Source organism: Paenibacillus sp. J22P143, from assembly GCF_059692035.1.
In genome coordinates, this window is sequence record NZ_JCAUAQ010000002.1 from 532,654 (window position 1) to 550,768 (window position 18,115).

Genomic DNA, 18,115 nt, shown 5'->3' on the forward strand with positions numbered 1-18,115 from the left:
TGATCATGAGTCATCTTTTTTTTGTCCATTGATGTAGCTCTGAATTGTACTTAGGATTTGAAAATTTGCTTTAAATGTTTCATCAATTGTAGCGATTACGGATCATTAAGTAATCATTTCTATAAAAACACATTTTAGAAATAGAAGTGAAATTTTTATTTAATATCTGTGCAATATAATTTGTATAACTTGTATTCCTGTTTCCGCAATAGAGGTGTCTTTTTTCATTCTAAATAAAGGCGGGTGATGTCATGGCTCCTCGTAAAAGAATCGGAGATCTTTTGGTCGAATCTGGCCTGATCTCGGAAGAGCAGTTGCAAAACGCACTCAGAGAGCAAAGAGAGTTAAATATCAGGCTTGGCGATGTGCTCATCACCCGAAACTATATTACGGAGCAGCAACTGATTGAAATGCTTGAACATCAACTTGGAATACCTCATATACAAATCTATCGCCAGAAAATCGAAACGAAGATAATTAATATTATCCCCCAACGGCTTGCCGAAAAGCACCAGGTTTTGCCGATTCGCACGGAGGGTAATAAGCTGATTTTGGCGATGGCCGATCCTCTGGACTATTTTGCTATCGATGAGCTCCGCATGACGACAGGCTTTCGTATTGAGCCGACAATCGCATCAAAAGACGAACTAGGGCGGGCGATTAAGCGTTATTACGGGCTTCAAGAATCCGTTGATCAAATCATGCAGAATTTGAGTGCGCGTGAACTGGAAGAAGCAAGACCGCTGGCAGAAGATGAAGATTCCCCTGTAGTCAAAACGGTGAATCAAATTATTATACAAGCGATCCAAATCGGCGCAAGCGACATTCACATCGAGCCGCAGGAAGATAGTCTGCGAATCAGGTATCGAGTTGATGGGATCATGCGAACTGAAAGAACGCTTCCTCCGCATATGCAAAGTGTCATCGTTGCCAGGATCAAAATTATGGCGAACATGAACGTCGCGGAAAGAAGAATGCCGCAGGATGGGCGCGTAGAAATGGATGTTGAGTTCCGCAAGGTGGATATTCGGATTTCTTCTCTGCCAACGATTCATGGCGAGAAGGTCGTGATGCGGGTTTTGGATTTGGGAAGTTCGCTAACGGATGTCGAAAAGCTGGGCTTTTCCGAGCACAACCTCCGACTTTTCCAAGATGGAATTAGTAGCGCAGATGGCGTCATTCTGATTACTGGACCTACGGGTAGCGGTAAAACAACGACGCTGTATTCCGCTCTTGCCAGACTGAATAATGATGAAGTCAACATTATTACTGTTGAAGATCCAGTAGAGTATCAGTTGAAAGGTGTTAATCAGATGCAGGTTAATACAACCACTGGATTAACATTTGCCAAAGGGCTGCGCACGATTTTGCGGCAGGATCCCAACATCGTCATGGTCGGAGAAATTCGAGATGCGGAAACGGCAGAGATTGCCATTCGTGCAGCGATGACGGGGCATCTTGTTCTCAGTACCTTGCATACGAACAGCGCTGTGAGCTCCATTACGCGGCTAATCGATATGGGCGTAGAGCCGTTCCTCCTTTCATCCGCGGTAAATTGTATCGTTGCCCAGCGGCTTGTACGCAAAATTTGTCCAAGCTGTGCGGAGAACTACGAGCCGACTTCAGAAGAAATCAAGATTCTTGAGAGGTTTGGCTACTCAGTGGGAACACTACGAAGAGGAAAAGGCTGCGGAGATTGCGGCCGAACCGGATACAAGGGGCGGCTGGCTATTCATGAGGTTTTGCAAGTGGATGATACCCTCCGTTCGATGATTTTGCAAAAATGTTCTGATAGCGACTATCGCAATTATGCCATGGAACATGGATTAATTCCTATGCTGCATGATGGTATAGATAAAGTGGTCGCAGGAGTAACAACATTGGTTGAAGTATTCCGCGTTACGGGCAAAGATTGAGCATGCGACGAATTGGAGGCAGAGTCGTTTGGGAATTATAGAACTGATGAAGCTTGCTCATGAGCACAATGCTTCGGATATTCATATTACAGTCAATTCGCCGCCAATGTTTCGTATTCATGGTGACCTGAAGCCGATCGGCGATGTGCTTCTTACGCCAACTGCAACATTGGAAATGGCTAGGGAGTTAATGACGCGCGAGCAATTTGAAACATTTTTGGACAAAGGCGACTATGACCTTTCATTTGGTATACCGGAACTTTGCAGGTTCAGGGTCAATGTATATCGACAAAGAGGACAAGCGAGTTTAACCATCCGACTCATTCCGAATAAAATCCCTGAGATGGAAATGCTCGGATTACCGCCGACTGCTGAAGATTTTGCTAAAAAGCCGCAAGGTCTCCTGCTCGTGACGGGGCCGACAGGCAGCGGTAAATCGACAACATTAGCTGCAATTCTGGATTACATCAATCGAACAAGAAGCGATCACATTATTACGCTTGAAGATCCTATCGAGTTTGTCCATCCTCACAAATCTTGTATCGTGAATCAACGGGAAATTGGCACGGATACAGATTCGTTCACAAGTGGATTGAGAGCCGCGCTGCGTCAAGATCCTGACGTCATTCTGGTCGGTGAGATGCGCGATCTGGAAACGATAAGCATCGCGATTACAGCGGCGGAAACGGGGCATTTAGTATTTGGTACTTTGCATACTGCCGATGCCCCACAAACAATCGATAGGATCATTGATGTATTTCCTCCGGAAGCGCAACAGCAAGTGCGCGTTCAGCTTGCATCCGTCATGCTCGGAGTCATGGCGCAGCGGCTTTTGCCGACGAGTGATGGAAGTGGCCGAGTAGCGGCAATCGAAGTGCTGGTTAACACACCGGCTGTCGCCAACCTGATCCGGTCAGAGAAAGTACACCAGATCCGCTCTGTTATGCAAACCGGCAAAGCTCAAGGGATGCAAACGATGGAAATGTCGCTTCGCGAGCTGCTTCAACAGCGAAGGATTTCCGTAGATACAGCAAAAGAAGCGCTATTTGGCTTCGCAGAGCTTCATTAATCGTATGGAAGGCAAGGGGGATTCGAGTGCCAAAGTTCAGATATCAGGCAGTTGATGATAGCGGCAACTATTATAAAGGGGTGCTTGAAGCGTCTACCCAACAAACGGCTACGGAAGAACTGCGCGGCAAGGGACTTTGGATTCTGAAGTTGTTAGATCAACAAAATAGTGTTCTTAACAGGGACATTTCGTTCGGCGGACCGAAGGTTAAGATGGTGCATTTCACTATATTTTGTCGGCAGCTATCAACCTTGTATAAGTCAGGCGTCAATATGGTGGAATCGGTTCGTATTTTGAGCGAGCAATCAGAAAGTAAAGCGTTTAAGAAAGTGCTAATGGAAGTTGCTGAGGAGATGCAGCGAGGCACGCAGCTTTCCGTCGCAGCCGCACAATTTCCAACTATTTTCTCTACTGTATTTATTTATATGATTCAAGCGGGGGAAGCAAGCGGTAATTTGGATGAAATGTTCGATCGGTTGGCCGTATTTTATGAGAAAGAACATAGTACGAAAGAAAAAGTCAAATCGGCCATGATTTATCCAATTATTATGGGTATTGTTACCGTAGCAGTTGTGACGTTGATGATGACCTTCGTCATACCTAAATATGTTGAGAGCTTTCAAACTATGGATCTGGAGTTACCGCTTCCTACAATAATTGTTATGAAAATAAGCAACATAATACGAGTATACTGGTATTTTATTCCGGTTGTCGCTGTTATTCCTAATTTGATCATCAATATGATGAAGAAATCGAAGAAAGGGATTTACTACTTGGATTATATCAAGTTGAAGATCCCGGTCTTTGGGAAGTTGGCACATAAACAGTCTATTGCCAGATTCAGCCGTACGTTTAGCTCCTTATTTGCCGCGGCGGTTCCGATGCTTCAGACGATGACCATTGTGTCTAACGTAGTTGGCAATGAAGTCATTGGCAAACTAATTTTGGAATCAAGAGAAAGTTTGCGCGACGGTCGATCCATTGCCGATCCGTTTCAAAACTCATGGCTGTTTCCGCCAATGGTCGTTCAAATGCTCGCGATCGGAGAGAAATCAGGCGCTTTGGACAGCATGATGGAGAAGGTTGCTGATTTCTATGAAGCTGATGTCGATACGATGTCTGATCGACTTAAATCCTTGCTAGAACCGCTAATGATCTTACTGCTCGCTGGAATTGTTGGAGGAATCGTGCTAGCTGTTATGCTTCCGACGTTTAAAATGTTGGGCGGTATTCATTAATATATGTAAACAATTATAAAAGGAGAGATATTATCATGTTGAAAAAGTTAATAAACACGAAAATGAAGTTGGTCAAAAATCAAAAAGGGTTAACGCTCGTTGAGTTGCTTGCTGTAATTGTCATTTTGGGAGTTATTGCTGCGGTTGCTATTCCGGCGATTGGCGGGGTCATTAACAACTCGAAGAAAAATTCTGATGTTCAATCTCAAACGCTAGTCATAGATTCTGCACTTCGTTATATGACAGATGTAGATCCTGACGGTAATGGTTTAAATGATGCAGGTACTGCAGTTCCTGGTTATACAGCTACTGGAGGAACAGTTAGTGTAGATACACTTGTTACTGCAGCATATTTAAAATCAAAACCCAAAATGCAAGCAACGACTCAAGGCTTCATGAATACAGTAGCTGTTACTTTTACAAATGGACAATGGAATATGAATCCGACATCAACCATTACTTATTCAGCATCATAAAAGTACACGGTAACTGCCCAAATAGAGGTAACTCATTCGAGTTACCTCTATTGATATAATTTGAGCGTACGGAATTAATATGGACATATGAAGAGGTAATATTATGATGAACAAGGTAATGAACACGAAAATGAAGTTGGTCAAAAATCAAAAAGGGTTAACGCTAGTTGAGTTGCTTGCTGTTATTGTCATTTTGGGAGTGATTGCGGCAATTGCTATTCCGGCGATTGGCGGCGTCATTAAGAACTCGAAAATCAAATCGGATATTCAATCTGCAGCTCTAGTACGAGATGCAGCCACTCGTTATATGACAGATTTGGATCCTAATGGTAATGCTAATTCAACAGATGCACTAACAACAAACGATGTACCTGGGTTTAGTGGAACAGCTACTTCAGGAACAGCAACAGTTTCTGTATCTACCCTTCAAACTGCAGCATATTTAAAAAATGTACCTAGAGCACAATCAACGCAGCTCTTTAATTCGACTGTAGGGTATTCCTTTGACCAAGTATTTGTTACTTTTAGAGATGGACAATGGGGTGCGACACAGATTTCGTTTGTAAAACCGTAACTAAGTATCTATTGATATCATTTGTACCGAACGGAGCTACTATGGATATTATAACTCTTCTCTATGTGATAACCGCTGCGATCTTCGGACTTGTTTTGGGTAGTTTTTTCAATGTAGTAGCGCTTCGAGTTGTTAAGAAACAATCGATTGCCTACCCGCCATCGCATTGCGTGCATTGTCATCATCCGCTTAAATCGCTCGATCTTGTACCTGTTTTTAGCTACTTGGCCTTACGCGGGTCATGTCGATATTGCAAGAGCCGTATTTCGCCCATTTATCCGTTCGGAGAATTGACGACAGCAGTTGCATTTGCCACAGTTACATGGAAGTTAGCGCCTTCTGCAGAATTATCAGTCGGATTGGTTTTTATTTCCGTTTTAATCATTTGCTCATTGGCAGATATTAAGTATAGGATCATTCCTGATGTTGTAGTGTTTACGGGTATTGCACTCGCTATACTACTGCGGATTTGGACACATCCACTTCCGTTGTGGAATTATGCGGTTGGATTTTTTATTGGCAGCGGAATTCTCTATGTCGTTGCATATGCTTCCTTGTTGTTTTTGAAGAAGGAAGGTATGGGCGGCGGCGATATTAAGCTGTTTGCTTTTATCGGACTTGTACTCGGTATTAAACTAACGTTGTTCACTCTATTTGCAGCAAGTTTATTAGGCGTGGTATTTGGTGTAGTTCAATTGATCATGAATGAGGCACGTCAAGATCGGTCAATACCATTTGGTCCATTTATAGCAGCAGGCGCATTCATTTCTTACATGTGGGGGGAACCATGGATAACCTGGTATCTGAGCGTCATTCGGTTCAATTAGACAACCGCACTCAATCAAAAAAAACATTATTTCCAGGAAAAACATCCTTAGGAATTGAAATTTCTGATTCATTCATAAAAATGAGTACGCTGCGTTTGCGTGGAAAAAAAGAACCATTCGTTCAGACTAGTTTAACAGAGGAGTTGCCTGCACTAGTCGTCGAGGAAGGCAAGATCAAGGATCAGCAAGTTGTCGTCCAAACATTGAAAAAGATGATCGCGCAGCTCGCTTCAAAACCGAAATACGTTCATTTGGCGTTTCCGAGTCAACTTGTGATGGTTCGATTTTTGAAATTTCCAGATATTCCGGAAAAAGATCTTGCGAAACTGGTTGATTTTGAGATCGAGCACAATCTTCATCTTCCTTTTGAAAATCCTACTTTTGACTTTATAAAGTTAAATGGTTCTGTCAATAAACGCACGAAGTTGATGAAAAAAATAAAGAATAATGCGGAAAATCAAAAGCTTCCTGACACCATGCTTGAGGCTGCTGCCGCTAATGAAGAGTCGTTTGCGAGAAAAGGCCTGTTCGATGACTTCGAGCAGGAAAAGCCAAAGGATGAAACGATTCAATGCGATGTGATGCTAGTAGCAGCACCCAAAACGATCATCGAACAATATATGGGTATAATGAAGGCTGCCGACATCAAACTGACAAGCATCGAGATCAAGGCATTGTCATTGCTGCGGCTCTTGCAGCGCACCTCTGCCATCGACCAAACGGGAACCTACATGATCGTCGATCTGAACGAGCATGCTGGGGATCTCAGTATTTTTCAAGGGGATCAGCTTAAAATTACTCGAAGCATCCCGCTGAGCTTTACGGATTCAACAAGTGATGAGTCGGAAACTGATTTTCTCAATCAATGTAATGATTTGGCGCATGAACTAGAGCGACTCATGAATTTTTACCGGTATACGTTAAACAATCGAAATCAGGACTTTGTTGATATTGTGATTTCCGGTGGTACGCGTAGAATGGCCGAGATTATTGCATTTTTGGATAACAGACTGTCGATTCCTGTTCATCTCTTTCAAGCAAGCGCACCCTTTGGGCAAAATAATAGCATTTCCAATGGATTTTCAGTCTTTGCAGTACCTATAGGACTCGCTTATAGGGGGGCTGATGCATGAGGAATATCAATCTGATTCCTAAAGTACCTACATTTCAAGGAGTGCTGTCATCGATACTGCTCAGTACTGCGTTAGTTTTTGTCATCTCAGCTTCTGCATTATTGTTCGTTAGTTCTAGTTATAGTAACAGTGCTAAGCAATTGGACAACGAGATTGCTTTATCAAATGCGGAGATCCAAACGTTAACGAAACAACGCGAACTGGATGAGAGAACCAAAATGTTGCAAGTTCTGCGAGACGAAATAACTAAATTAAATTTAGAACGCGCGAGTTGGATTCAGCTCCTTACTACTTTGGTTGACAATCTTCCAAGTGACAGTGGAATCGGATCTATGAACGCCGTCCCGGGTATGATTGAACTCAAAATGAGTTTTTCCGATCTTGCTTCGGTATCTAAATATGCGACCGCACTTCAAAGCTCAACTTTGATCGAGTCCGTAGCTATACAATCTGCTTTGAAAACGCAAAAATCTGATGAATACTCTGTTTATGACGTCTCTATATCCATTAAACTCAAGATACCCGGTCAAGGGAAGTAGGTGGGAAATTTGAGTAGTAAAGTCCAGTTGATTGCACTTGTAGTTCGGTTGAAAATACCGATGAAAATACTCGTGATTGCAATAACGATAGGTTTGCTGTTCAATGTATGGATTTTCAGCAGCTATTTGCTTCCATCCGTCAATTTGAATCATGCTTTGCAAAATAATTTAGATCAAATCGTGCTCACTAAAAATAGACTCTTGCAGCAACCGATACCTAAAAAGTTTTCTGATGATGAGGCTCATCGCATTACTGCGCAGATTCCTGCCAATGAAGAAATACCCAGATTGATTCTGGAGCTTAAGGAATTGGAACAGCAGGTTGGCGTATCGATAAACTCGTTATCATTTAAAAGTGATGCCAACAAGGCAAAGGTAGAGAATGCGAACGCAACCAATGTGTCGAATGCAATTACAGAAATTCCTTTTACGATTCAGGTATCTGGAACTTTTGAGCAATACGCGCAGTTCTTTTCAAGCATGCACGCACTTCCACGGTTTCTTTCAATCAAATCGTGGATCTGGCAAAGTACAAACGCCACACAAGCACAGAATTTATCGGTAACGACTGACAAAAGTATGACAGTAACAGCTACATTTACTTGCGTTGCTTACTATTCACCTGAGTTAAAGTCGATGTCCGCGAAGTAAAGTGGAGTCGTGGAATCGGATGGAAGAGAGGGAGAGAACATGATCAGCAATCAGAAGGGACTTACTCTGATTGAAGTTCTTGCAGCCACCATGATCCTTATTCTTATGGTTATGGTTTTTCTTAATGTTTCCAGCTTTTATCGAATTTCGTCTCAAAAGGACGATCTTAGAGCCAATGCCATTCGTTTGGCAGAGAAAATGTTAAATGAGCAAAGAAATGCTTTATCAGCGAACATACCCGATCGTCAGAGTTGGAACAATGTGGTGAAAAATATACCTGCGCCAACGCCGTATCGCATCGATATTCAGCAATCTGACTTAACAGCAAGTTCGGGTTATATCAGAACAAACTTTAGAAGCCACGTGGTTTCGTTGCAGGGCGTCGTGTTATTCAGGGATACGGTCGATACGAACGTGGCATTAGTGCCGCGGCTTTTGACGGTTACCGTTTCGTGGGAGGGATAACTTGATGAGAAATGAAAAAGGTTTTTCTTTAACGGAAGTTCTTGCTGTATTAACCGTCAGCACTGTGTTACTGGGCGTAGTTATTATGTTGCTATCATCAACTAATCTTTTATCCAGAACCAACACGATCGATTTTGCGAATGATGCAGAAATCAGAAAAACGATAGACACGATTTCCCGAAATCTTTCCGATGCAAATGAAGCATATTTGGTTGCGGGTGCCAATGAATTAAGATTTATTACATATGTCGGTGGAAGTGAACAAAAGAAATCGCTTGTTTTCAAAAATGGAACCCTGACTCTGTATCAATTCAATTCCACGAATCTGAATGATAGTGTGACTTTCAATTCGACAAACTATACAAACGGACAACTGCTAACGAATCAGCTTAAATCTAACACTTATTCCACGTTGTCAGCCACAAATTCCGCTAACCCACTTGGATCATCGAACATTTTATTAAATAGCGGAGATGCATTCCGCGCTGCCTTTACATTTGAAATGAAAAGAGCCACCTCAAACGGCGGATCGAAAAAGTACGAAGTCACTCAAGAACTTTCATGTAAATTGCTTCGCTATTAAAGGCGTGTCGGCGTCCAATCCACCTACATAAATGCCCATGTCTGCATTCATAGGAGGAAAAACAATGAAATTCATCTGCAACGAACGAGGGAACACTCTTATTTATGTCCTTATTGTCCTGCTGGTTTTAACTATTTCTACACCAGTTATTCTGAACTCACTATCAACTAATCAATTGGCCAATCAACAGTCCGAGCATGATAAGAAAGCGACAGACCTTGCGGTAAGCGGAATGGAATCATTTCTAAGTTATTTAGACGTCTATGACCAATTCGGACAAGGAGCGTCACGCAAAGATTACTTTAATAAGTATGGCGGAGGAACTGCACTCATCGGAGGTGTTTGGGGGAAGAAAACGATACTGTCACCCGAAGGGACAAAAATTACCTTCGAACAAAACATCGAGGAACAAGACATCGTGAAAAAGCCCGTTGACACGGATGGTGAATATACCGTTTACTTCAAAGCCACAGTTGGTTCGCATAGCAAACAGCTAACCTATCGGGTTTCCGTCTATGAATCGAAAGCTGGAGGCTCACAAGTACCGATTCCCGCTGAAGGCAGTGTCTATTACGGCATATCGAGTGACATTAAGCCATCTGTTCAAAGATCAACCATTCAAGCTATCGCTTCAACCTATCTAAGTACGATCCAGAATAACGTCAACACTGAAATTAACAGCTATTTATCGTCGCCTGCACTGATGAAATGCGGAGTTGAACCCGGGCTCGATTCTAATTGTGCAATGAGCGACATTAAAACGAAAAGCGACTCGAGTTCGAATAATCCTGTTATTATATATATACCTGGAACATTAACATTTACCAAAGTAATCACTTTAGGTTCGAAGGAAAAGCCTGTCATACTCATTGCCGACAACTATGATTTTTCGGGCAATGCTACTGTGAACATTTACGGAAGTTTAATCTCGAAAGGAAATATAACCGCTGATTCCATCAATCTAAATGCCTATAAGTCAAGAAGTGGGCAATATGGCGATATTTTCGCACAAGACGATATTACATTTTCTGGCGGTAACCTCATTGCTACTGATATTTACGCTAGAAGTTACGATGATTCCAAAGATGCCAAAATTACTGCTGATTCATTGACAATAGATGGCGCTTTCGTAAGTAAAAATAATTCCGCAATCACCGTTAAGAATGGAACTGTTGCTGTTGGGTCTTTCGATGTGAAGAGTAGTCCAGATATTATTGCAGGTGATCTTCTTGTAGAAGGTGATTTTACAGCTAATAACAACTTTTTATATCAAATCGATGGCGTTATTGCGGTAGGTGGCGTTATCGATACAAAGAAAATTTACAAAGATTCGTTTGTTGGTAAATCAGGTGAAACCTCATTAGATCTAACCGGTTCGGGTGGAGGTCTAGGTACGCCACCACCAGTAGATTGGAACCTAGAACGGAAGAGTTAAATCCCATATTCCTTATAATGACGTCTCTAACTTTGAGTTAGAGGCGTTTTTTTTTGTTCTTTTGCTTGAACGCCCATCATGTAAAATCATGATTTAAGGATATCAGGGAATAGTAAAACTACATGTAACGAAACGGAAAGGATTTTCATAAATGAAAAGAACTCTATTGCTTGGGATAGGGGCATTACTCTTGCTCAGTGGATGCGAGAATACACCTAAACCAATAGCGGAAAAAACCGAAAAAGATGAAAACATGCTAAGTATGAAACGATTTGAATATAAACAAAATCGCTTGCATATCTTGCAATCTTCTACACCAAAACCTATCCATACTGAGGATTTCCGAAATCTGTGGAATTCTATTAATGAAGAAATGAATCGCAACCTGTTTCTACCACCTTTGAAATTCCAGAATGGACAGGAAGGAACGCGTTATTTCACCGCCAATTTCTCGCCTCAATTAGAAATGATCGTGTATGTTTCTGAGGACAATGTCGTTCAATCTATCCATGTGAGCGGAAAACCTAAGAATAAATTTGATCGATTTATGATGCTTGATTGCTGGGCTCAAGTTATAGCTGTCACTCGCAACATAACCGATTCAGGTGAAGTATCTCACTTGTTCAATGAATGGGGAGCATCCGCAAATGCCGATTTATCCGCAATTCACAATCAAACCGTGTATAAGGATCATGCCATTTTCCAAGTCTCAACTACTAATGGGGATGCATTTGATTTCGTGTTTAAAGAGGAGAATTTGCAATGAAACGATTAGTCATAATTCTTTTCTCGCTCCTATGTTTGACGACAGTTGGTAACAACAGCTCCGCACTCTCTCCAAAAATGAATATGTCTTATTTGTATTTCGGCAGTCCGACCAACTATGTAGGCCAGATTGATAAAACAAAAAACACCATAACGATGGTCTCACCTAACTATTTGGATATAGTTGAGCAAGGAAAGCTAGAGGTAACTTGGAAATTGGATACTGCTTTTATCACTGAGATGCATCGGAGAGGCATCCGCGTTGTTCCTTTCTTAAGCAATCATTGGCAACGCGATAATGGGATTGCGGCTTTGAATCCCCAAAATGTTCAAGCTTTGGTCAGCGATATCATACTTGCTATCAACAAATACAATATGGACGGAGTCAACGTGGATATCGAAGGCGTCGGTGTAGATGACAGAGATGCTTTTACCCATTTCATCAAATTATTGCGTGAGCAGATCCCCTCCAACAAAGAAGTTTCCGTTGCGGTAGCCGCCAACCCCTATGCATGGAATACGGGCTGGCAAGGATTTTATGATTATAAATTACTAGCTGCTAACGCTGATTATTTGATGATCATGGCTTATGATGAATCATGGGAAGGTAGCGATGCCGGCCCTGTATCCTCCATTTCCTTTTTTGAAAAATCCTTGAAATATGCACTCAATAAAGGAGTGCCCAAAGATAAGATTGTAATGGGTCTTCCGTTCTATGGCCGATTGTGGAAACAAGACGGACCTACGTCCGAAGGTGTGAATATCGAAGGTTTGGGGGTTTCGAATACGCGAGTCGGACCAATTCTTACTCAGTTTAACGGAACAACATTCTACGATAAGGACAAACAATCGCCGTATGCAACCTTTACAATTCCACAGGGGCAAAATGGATTTGTAGTAGATAAAAAATTGACCGAAGGTAAATATTTATTATGGTACGAAAACGAACAATCCATCAAACAAAAATTGCGTATAATCAATCAATACGGGATCAAAGGGGCTGGCTCTTGGAGCTTATATCAAGAGGTTGCCGAAACATGGGATTATTTCACTCGGTGGTTGAATGGAAGTTTCTTTGCGGATGTTCCCGCCGGTTACTGGGCTGAAAGTGATATTATGAGGGTCTCTGAACTGGGCTGGATAACGGGTATGAGTTCTACAACATTCGCACCGGAAAAACCCTTAACCAGAGCTCAAGGGGCTGTTATTTTGTCCCGTGCTATGAACCTCAACCTAGATAGCGCTAGTCCAGCGCCCTTCGTGGATACACGCGGGCATTGGGCGGCGCCCCATATCAATGCAGCGTTCCAGAACGGAATGGTAGAGGGGCTTGATCGAAGCCATTTCCGACCAGATCAAGCGTTGACGCGTGAACAATTAAGCGCGATGCTGGCTCGCATTTTCAAACTTACAGCAGAAGCAGGAGAGCTTCCGTTTCAGGACATTCAATCGACTAGATGGTCCTATAAATATATATTAGCCTTGCAGCAACAAGGAATTGTCAGCGGTTTGGAACCGAATCGATTCGGAATCGAAGAATCGTCCACAAGATCGCAAATGGCGGCGCTTATGACAAGGTTGATTCACAAAATTCCTGCATCTTGAAGTCCGCCTCCCATCGTTTTCATATTGAGCGAAGCACTTGCTGGCATATACAATGAACAAGTGAATTCAATCGATTCGAAGGGGAGTCAACAACATGATCAAACAGAAACTGATTCTTGCTGCCACTTTGCTGTTCACTGTCGCTGCTAGCTCCCTGATTCCAGAGGCTCCTGCCATTGCGGCAACTGCAACGAGCAGTGCTGCTTTAGCGCAAGGCATGTCGAGTACTTCTGTTTCCTCATTGCAAACGAATTTAAAAACACTCGGTTTCTTTACCTATCCTACGATAACCGGGTACTTTGGTTCCGTTACGGCGCAAGCAGTGAAAGATTTTCAAAAAACATATATGCTGCCTCAAACGGGTATTGCAGATTTACCTACTCAAACAAGCATCAATCACGCACTCACCAAGCAAACGATGATGCGCGACGCGATGAGCTATCTCAATGTCCCCTATCTCTGGGGGGGCATCACTCCGCAAGGTTTTGATTGCTCTGGATTCGTGTATTACATGTTCCAATCACACAACGTACCGATGGTACGCTCTTCGTCCAAAACTTTATACACGATGGGTAACCCCATCGCGGCTGCACAATTGCAAAAGGGCGATCTTGTATTTTTCGCCATTGCCGCACCAGGCGTTGTTGATCATGTTGGGTTCTACATGGGCAACGGACAATTCCTATCTGCGACTCGTTCGGCCGGCATTTACCCGCAAAGCATGACAAACTCGTATTGGGGACCGAAATACATCGGCGCGAAACGCATCTATTAATACGTACAGACCGCACCCTGAAGCCATTCAGGAATGCGGTCTTTTTTACCACATAAGAATTTATATGTTTCCGGTACCCGGAAAAACAAATTCTTATTGGCGATAAAAACAACATTAAAAACGCGGTCGCTCATCCTCGAAGGACTTCGATAGAAGTTTTTCTCATAGCAACCATGTATCTAAGGTATCTACGTATGAGGAACATTCGTTCTGGAATTCAATACTCCTTCACTCAGAGCACCCCTATAGGGTGTTTTTTTCTTTATACGCATAGCACTAACGATTCAAACAACCCGTGTCTTTTCCTTTCCAGAGGTCATGCGTTTCATTCGCACGGAATAAAATGGTGGAGAGAAGAGGTGAAGTGATGAGCAAAATGCCCCTTATCGGAATAACGGGATATCATGTGTCTGGAGAGGAAGGGGTCGGCGGTACCTTTCGAGGAGTGAAGGGCCAAGGCTTCAGCGTCATAGGCCACGATTATATACATGCGGTAAAGCAGGTTGGTGCCATTCCAATCGGCATCCCTGTTGGAGATCGTTCAACTTGCTATGAGATTCTGCAGGCGCTCGATGGATTGATTTTGGCTGGCGGGGAGGATATTGATCCGCAGCTGTACGGCTCGAGTCCGGATCTTCGCTGCTGGACGATCACCCCGGAGAGGGATCGTTTTGAGCTGCAGTTGATCGAAGAGGCGCTGCGGCTTCATAAGCCGCTACTCGCTATTTGCAGAGGGATGCAACTTTTGAATGTGAGCTTCGGAGGCACGTTATATGTAGACATATCCGATCACGCTGAGAACGTACTGGCTCATCAATTTTCACGTGCTCCCCGCTGGTATTTGGCGCATCGGGTCAAGCTGCTAGCTCCGTCCATAGTAAAGCTATACCAGGCTGATGAAATCCGAACGAACAGCTACCATCATCAAGCGGTAAATCAGATCGGAGCGGGGCTTCAAGCGGCGGCGGTTGCAGATGATGGGATTATTGAAGCGCTCATTCATCCTAATCATCCGAACTTATTGGCGGTGCAGTGGCATCCGGAGATGATGGCTGTGAAGCATGAGGAAGGACTGATTCCTTTCCGATGGCTCATCGATCAAGTGAACGGAGGGGGATCATCGTGACATCCGATCAGGAAAAATGGAACTTTCTATGGATCAACGGAGAACAAATTGTGCTGACGGAAAGTATGACGGTCTACAATCCAGCTACAGGAGAGGTGGTTGGAAAAGTTCCCAAGGGAGCTGGGGAGGCCGCGAAAAAAGCGGTCGACGCCGCAGCGCGGGCCTTGTCCGCTTGGAGGCAGCTAACGGCAAAAGAACGAGGCCGCTATCTTTGCGATTGGGCGGACCGGATTGTGCATAACCGAGATGAGCTGTCCATCTTGATGTCCAAGGAGCAGGGGAAGCCTGTAGCAGAAGCAAATGGGGAGCTGGAGAGTTCGGCTGAGTTTATTAGGTGGTACGCTGAAGAAGGAAAGCGGATCTACGGGGAAACAATCCCGGGCTCCGGCAAAAATCAGCGTATCATGGTGTGGCGTCAGCCCGTCGGAGTCGTCGGCATGATTACACCATGGAATTATCCTGCTGCCATGGTGGTCCGAAAGGTCGCACCCGCTCTGGCTGCGGGCTGCACGGTAGTTGTAAAGCCGGCTCGTCAGACGCCGTTAATCGCTGTAGCGTTGTTTCAGCTGTTGATCGACACCGGGATTCCGAATGGGGTGGCTAATCTCGTAACGGGAGATGCGGCTGAGATTGGCAATGTCCTCTTATCCGACTCCCGGGTGCGAAAAATTTCATTCACAGGTTCAACTGAAGTGGGAAAACACATCATGCAAAGCGCCTCCAACCAATTGAAACGGCTTTCTTTAGAGCTTGGAGGCATTGCGCCAGTTATTGTTTTTCCCGATGCTGATCTGGACCTAGCGGCAGCTTGCATTGTCAGCAATAAATTCGAGAACTGCGGCCAAGTGTGTAATGGCATTAATTTAATTTACGCACATGAAGATATTCGGGCAGCCTTGAGCGAGAAGATCGTTTCGAAAGTCCGCCAACTCCGAGTGGGGGTTGGAACGGTACCGGGAATGGACGTAGGTCCCTTGATTGATCGGGCGGCTCTGGAAAGAGTCGAACGATTGGTAGGAGACGCCGCAGCGAAAGGGGCAAAGATTTTAACAGGCGGGCATCGATTAGAGGAAGGTGATTATGCGAAGGGTTATTTTTACGCCCCAACCGTGTTAGACGATGTTCATGATGAAATGGCGCTCGCGAAAGAGGAGATTTTCGGCCCTGTCGCTCCTATACTCGCTTTTCAATCAGAAGAAGAAGTGATCACCCGCTGTAATGGAACGCCTTATGGATTATCCGCCTATTTTTTTACGCGTGATTTGAACCGAGTATACCGGGTATGTGAATGGCTGGAGTTCGGCATGGTCGCGGTCAACGGAACTTCTCTTAGCGTTCCTCAAGCGCCGTTTGGCGGAATCAAGGAAAGCGGAATTGGACGCGAAGGCGGCCATCATGGCTTGGATGAATTTTTAGAACTGAAGTATATCAATTTGAAATTGGACGATTAGCGGCTGACGCTTACGAAGCGAGTTTTTTGGCTGCGTCTTGGTCAGACGCTCTGCATCAAAAAGCTTTTAGGAGGGGATAACCATGGATGAGAACCGGCTTTCAGGGCTGATTTCTCAAGCGGAGCTGGAAGAGGCGATTCAATCAGGCCTTATTGATACGGTGATGATTGCATTTTGCGATATGCAGGGCCGATTGATGGGTAAACGCCTTACAGGCGAGTTTTGTTTGCGTGGCGGTCTGTCCAAAGGGACTCACTTCTGTGTGTATTTGCTCGGAACCGACATGGAAATGAACACTCCCGGCGGGTACGAGCAGATGAATTGGGAAACCGGCTATGGAGATTGGTTAGCGAGGCCGGATTGGTCCACTTTACGCGTCATCCCTTGGCTGGAAAAGACAGTGATGGTCCTCAGCGATGTCGTAGATGAAAAAACAGGATCCCCCATCGGTATTGCTCCGCGCAATATTCTCAAACAGCAATTGCAAAGAGCGGAGCAGAAGGGATTTCGCATGATGATGGCAAGCGAGCTTGAATTTTATTTATTTAAAGAATCGTATGAGAACATTCATGATAAAGGCTACCGGGATCTGCAAGCAGCGGGGCACTATAACGAGGATTATAATTTGCTGCAGGGAACCCGCAATGAACCTCTTTATCGGAAAATCAGAAACGATATGACCGCGGCGGGAATCCCGATTGAATCGACTAAAGGCGAAGCGGCAGTCGGGCAGCACGAGATTAATATACTTTATGCGGATGCCCTCACTTCTGCCGATCGGCATGTATTGCTGAAGCATGGGATCAAAGAGATTTGCATGCAGTATGAAAATTCAGTGACCTTCATGGCCAAACCCCATCATGGGTGGACAGGATCGAGCGGTCATATCCACATCAGCTTATGGGACCTTCAGGGGGAACGAAATCTTTTTTACGACTCTGCTGAGCAACTGTACGCGATGTCGGAGACTATGAGGCATTTTTTAGGTGGTATTTTAGCGTGTACACGCGACTTTTCTCTTTTTTTCGCTCCTAATGTGAATTCTTACAAGCGGTTTGCGCCAGAAAGCTGGGCACCGGTGCATATTGTCTGGAGCCATGATAATCGAACCTCCGGCTTGCGAATTGTAGGGGATCAGCAAAGCTTGCGTATTGAGAACCGAATTCCTGGAGCGGATATGAACCCGTATCTTGCCTACTCGGCGATGATCGCGGCCGGCTTATATGGAATCGAGAACCGGATCGAGCCTGCACCAGAGTGGAAGGGGAACGCCTACGCGATGAAAGGACTTCCTCGTGTTCCAGCGTCGTTGTACGAAGCAATGGAGCTTTGGAAAGAAAGTCCGATCGTGCGCAGTGCACTCGGAGATCAAGTGACAGACCATTATTATAACATGGCCAAAGTGGAGCAACTGTCCATGAACGCATTTGTCACCGATTGGGAGAGGGCCAGATATTTTGAGCAAATCTGATAATGGAGGGCAGATA

The 18,115-nt window shown here is 44.2% G+C and carries 18 protein-coding genes; all 18 read left to right on the plus strand.

Annotation, left to right across the window (positions count from 1 at the left end):
• The first annotated feature begins 251 nt into the window (after positions 1–251).
• The 18 genes from AC58PQ_RS06035 to AC58PQ_RS06120 all read left to right on the plus strand — a co-directional run bounded on the left by AC58PQ_RS06035 (position 252) and on the right by AC58PQ_RS06120 (position 18,099).
• Positions 252–1,916, plus strand: coding sequence for a GspE/PulE family protein (locus AC58PQ_RS06035; protein WP_497241054.1), 1,665 nt, complete (start codon positions 252–254; stop codon positions 1,914–1,916).
• A gap of 46 nt (positions 1,917–1,962) precedes the next feature.
• On the plus strand, positions 1,963–2,985 hold the full coding sequence (locus tag AC58PQ_RS06040) for a type IV pilus twitching motility protein PilT (RefSeq protein ID WP_497241299.1): 1,023 nt from the start codon (positions 1,963–1,965) through the stop codon (positions 2,983–2,985).
• Between the two features lie 26 nt (positions 2,986–3,011).
• Positions 3,012–4,223, plus strand: a complete 1,212-nt coding sequence (locus AC58PQ_RS06045) for a type II secretion system F family protein (RefSeq protein ID WP_497241055.1) — start codon at positions 3,012–3,014, stop codon at positions 4,221–4,223.
• 35 nt (positions 4,224–4,258) lie between these two features.
• The gene (locus tag AC58PQ_RS06050; RefSeq protein ID WP_497241056.1) at positions 4,259–4,699 is read left to right on the plus strand and encodes a type II secretion system protein; all 441 of its coding nucleotides are present in this window, start codon (positions 4,259–4,261) and stop codon (positions 4,697–4,699) included.
• A 103-nt stretch (positions 4,700–4,802) separates the two neighbouring features.
• On the plus strand, positions 4,803–5,273 hold the full coding sequence (locus AC58PQ_RS06055) for a type II secretion system protein (RefSeq protein WP_497241057.1): 471 nt from the start codon (positions 4,803–4,805) through the stop codon (positions 5,271–5,273).
• Between the two features lie 41 nt (positions 5,274–5,314).
• The gene (locus tag AC58PQ_RS06060; RefSeq protein ID WP_497241058.1) at positions 5,315–6,100 is read left to right on the plus strand and encodes a prepilin peptidase; all 786 of its coding nucleotides are present in this window, start codon (positions 5,315–5,317) and stop codon (positions 6,098–6,100) included.
• The gene (gene pilM, locus AC58PQ_RS06065) at positions 6,061–7,233 is read left to right on the plus strand and encodes a type IV pilus biogenesis protein PilM (protein WP_497241059.1); all 1,173 of its coding nucleotides are present in this window, start codon (positions 6,061–6,063) and stop codon (positions 7,231–7,233) included. Before AC58PQ_RS06060 ends, pilM begins: the two co-directional genes overlap by 40 nt.
• Positions 7,230–7,772 carry a PilN domain-containing protein gene (locus AC58PQ_RS06070; protein ID WP_497241060.1) on the plus strand — a complete coding sequence of 181 codons (543 nt, stop codon included), beginning with the start codon at positions 7,230–7,232 and terminating at the stop codon, positions 7,770–7,772. Before pilM ends, AC58PQ_RS06070 begins: the two co-directional genes overlap by 4 nt.
• 9 nt (positions 7,773–7,781) lie before the next feature.
• Complete coding sequence (gene pilO, locus AC58PQ_RS06075; RefSeq protein WP_497241061.1) at positions 7,782–8,423, plus strand: type 4a pilus biogenesis protein PilO; 642 nt, start codon at positions 7,782–7,784, stop codon at positions 8,421–8,423.
• A gap of 39 nt (positions 8,424–8,462) precedes the next feature.
• Positions 8,463–8,888 (plus strand): hypothetical protein, encoded by a 426-nt coding sequence (locus AC58PQ_RS06080; protein WP_497241062.1) that lies wholly within the window; start codon positions 8,463–8,465, stop codon positions 8,886–8,888.
• A gap of 4 nt (positions 8,889–8,892) precedes the next feature.
• The gene (locus AC58PQ_RS06085) at positions 8,893–9,471 is read left to right on the plus strand and encodes a prepilin-type N-terminal cleavage/methylation domain-containing protein (RefSeq protein WP_497241063.1); all 579 of its coding nucleotides are present in this window, start codon (positions 8,893–8,895) and stop codon (positions 9,469–9,471) included.
• A 64-nt stretch (positions 9,472–9,535) separates the two neighbouring features.
• Positions 9,536–10,906: a hypothetical protein gene (locus AC58PQ_RS06090; protein WP_497241064.1), complete on the plus strand. Its 1,371-nt coding sequence runs from the start codon at positions 9,536–9,538 to the stop codon at positions 10,904–10,906.
• Between the two features lie 151 nt (positions 10,907–11,057).
• Positions 11,058–11,672, plus strand: coding sequence for a hypothetical protein (locus tag AC58PQ_RS06095; RefSeq protein WP_497241065.1), 615 nt, complete (start codon positions 11,058–11,060; stop codon positions 11,670–11,672).
• Positions 11,669–13,276 (plus strand): glycosyl hydrolase family 18 protein, encoded by a 1,608-nt coding sequence (locus AC58PQ_RS06100; protein ID WP_497241066.1) that lies wholly within the window; start codon positions 11,669–11,671, stop codon positions 13,274–13,276. The genes AC58PQ_RS06095 and AC58PQ_RS06100 overlap by 4 nt, the downstream gene beginning before the upstream one ends.
• 94 nt (positions 13,277–13,370) lie before the next feature.
• Positions 13,371–14,051 (plus strand): C40 family peptidase, encoded by a 681-nt coding sequence (locus tag AC58PQ_RS06105; protein WP_497241067.1) that lies wholly within the window; start codon positions 13,371–13,373, stop codon positions 14,049–14,051.
• A 367-nt stretch (positions 14,052–14,418) separates the two neighbouring features.
• Positions 14,419–15,177 carry a gamma-glutamyl-gamma-aminobutyrate hydrolase family protein gene (locus AC58PQ_RS06110; RefSeq protein ID WP_497241068.1) on the plus strand — a complete coding sequence of 253 codons (759 nt, stop codon included), beginning with the start codon at positions 14,419–14,421 and terminating at the stop codon, positions 15,175–15,177.
• Between the two features lie 65 nt (positions 15,178–15,242).
• Positions 15,243–16,628 carry an NAD-dependent succinate-semialdehyde dehydrogenase gene (locus AC58PQ_RS06115; RefSeq protein ID WP_497241300.1) on the plus strand — a complete coding sequence of 462 codons (1,386 nt, stop codon included), beginning with the start codon at positions 15,243–15,245 and terminating at the stop codon, positions 16,626–16,628.
• An 82-nt stretch (positions 16,629–16,710) separates the two neighbouring features.
• Positions 16,711–18,099, plus strand: a complete 1,389-nt coding sequence (locus tag AC58PQ_RS06120; protein ID WP_497241069.1) for a glutamine synthetase family protein — start codon at positions 16,711–16,713, stop codon at positions 18,097–18,099.
• Positions 18,100–18,115: the final 16 nt, after the last annotated feature.